The sequence below is a fragment of the Paraburkholderia mimosarum LMG 23256 = NBRC 106338 genome (genome assembly GCF_000739815.1).
In the GTDB taxonomy this organism is placed as follows: Bacteria; Pseudomonadota; Gammaproteobacteria; order Burkholderiales; family Burkholderiaceae; genus Paraburkholderia; species Paraburkholderia mimosarum.
On sequence record NZ_BBJJ01000287.1, the window covers coordinates 1 to 1,485 of the forward strand.

The 1,485-nt window shown below is 57.9% G+C and carries 3 protein-coding genes; 2 read left to right on the plus strand and 1 reads right to left on the minus strand.

Annotated features, from left to right (window positions below; all coding sequences use genetic code 11):
* Window positions 1–245 precede the first annotated feature (245 nt).
* Window positions 246–449: a cold-shock protein gene (locus BMI01S_RS37430; RefSeq protein ID WP_042293433.1), complete on the plus strand. Its 204-nt coding sequence runs from the start codon at window positions 246–248 to the stop codon at window positions 447–449.
* On the opposite strand, the gene BMI01S_RS41735 is transcribed toward BMI01S_RS37430, so the two are convergent.
* Window positions 436–918 carry a hypothetical protein gene (locus BMI01S_RS41735; RefSeq protein ID WP_156123923.1) on the minus strand — a complete coding sequence of 161 codons (483 nt, stop codon included), beginning with the start codon at window positions 916–918 and terminating at the stop codon, window positions 436–438. The genes BMI01S_RS37430 and BMI01S_RS41735 overlap by 14 nt on opposite strands.
* 50 nt (window positions 919–968) lie before the next feature.
* Between BMI01S_RS41735 and BMI01S_RS43765 the strand changes: the two genes are divergently transcribed.
* Entirely contained in the window at window positions 969–1,445 is a 477-nt protein-coding gene (locus BMI01S_RS43765) for an RNA-binding protein (RefSeq protein WP_255217867.1), read from the plus strand.
* The last annotated feature ends 40 nt before the right edge of the window (window positions 1,446–1,485 follow it).

A 1,485-nucleotide genomic window follows, 5' to 3' on the forward strand; every position in this document is an offset into this window, starting at 1 on the left:
TCCCGGTTGCCGGGTAGATCGCGTTTTGCCGCGCGGCAATCATAGGGTGCCGCCGTCGGGGGTTAGAACGACGAATGTCTGCACCGGGCCTGGGTCGTTGAAAGCCAGACCGTGTGCGGTCCATGGACCTGCTGATTGGCAGGTGTCATCCCGGCGTGGTAAAAAGTCRTCYCTTGCGGGTGATCGCCTCCATGCGATGCCGTATTCTCGCGATTTCAGGTTTCAACATCGACAGGATTCAAAAAATGGCAACTGGCACGGTGAAATGGTTCAACGATGCGAAAGGCTTTGGCTTCATCACCCCGGATGACGGCGGCGAAGACCTGTTCGCCCACTTTTCCGAAATCAAGACTGAAGGCTTCAAGTCGCTGCAGGAAAACCAGAAAGTAAGCTTCGATGTGAAGATGGGGCCGAAGGGCAAGCAGGCGGCAAATATCAAGCCAGCCTGACCGGCGCGAGTCGCATCCCGATGTGTGGCCCGTCCTGCGGGCCAGTTTTTCCTGCACCCTGCGCATCAATCTTTAATGAAGCGATGGACATGCCAGCGCATGCGCGCGATGTCCTGGTGCGCCCTCTTCGCGACATCGATCGATTCTCCGGTTGATCGTTGACGAAGCGTAAGCGTTTCGCCTGTCCTCCAGGGAATTGATTCGATCCAGCATAGGCGTGAAGACGCAGGACGAATCGCGCATTTGCGGTAGCGTTGATGGCGAGCTTGCGGCCACGCTGCCCGGACCCATCATTGCCCTGCAAAACAGCGGATATCCTGCGAAGGAAAACGGTTGAACTCCKCGCCGGCAACACAATCGTCCTCGAAGAATCGACATCCCCGACCAGAAGCACTACGATCAAAAACATGCCGGTGGCGATGGCAGGTGCCTGTCGCACGATAATTTTCTGACGATTGGCRCTTACCATGCCAGCCAGCCTCCTCGATGTGGTGGCCCACTGCGCCTCGCGACGCGTGCATGGTGAACCCGCTCGGTCCCGTGCGTGATCACGGTGACCGGGACGCCGTCCGCCGCGTAGATGGTTTAATCAGGCGAGGCAAGTGCCGGAAGTTCGTGGCGCTATCCTCGGTGGGTGTCGATGCCACCACCCAGTGGATCGATGCTGCGAGCCGTGCTCTCAGGGGAATCGCCATGACGACGACTGAGTCACTTCTGACGTTGGCCGAATATCTCGAACTGTCCCTGAACTCTGGCGGAAGTGTGATCATGATGCAGAAATGCAATGACGTCTGTGCCATGTACGTTGGCGATGCCAGCCGAGATCAGGATCGCCTGAGATATCACGGGGACATCGCCGCGACCCAGGCCGAAGAGATCCTCGAGCAAACCCACGCTGGACGAAACCGGCTGGAGATCGGCGGACAGCTATACCGTTTTATCCGGAGCTTCAAACATTTTGAGGATCGCGGCGCGGTCGTTTTCGCGCCGTCGTGACACCGGAGGCACGACGATTTCGGGAAACGTAAATTTGATG

Bases quoted from the DNA above. Each gene is read 5' to 3' on its own strand.
- BMI01S_RS37430 (WP_042293433.1), top strand. From the start codon at position 246: ATGGCAACTGGCACGGTGAAATGGTTCAACGATGCGAAAGGCTTTGGC.
- BMI01S_RS43765 (WP_255217867.1), top strand. From the start codon at position 969: ATGGTGAACCCGCTCGGTCCCGTGCGTGATCACGGTGACCGGGACGCC.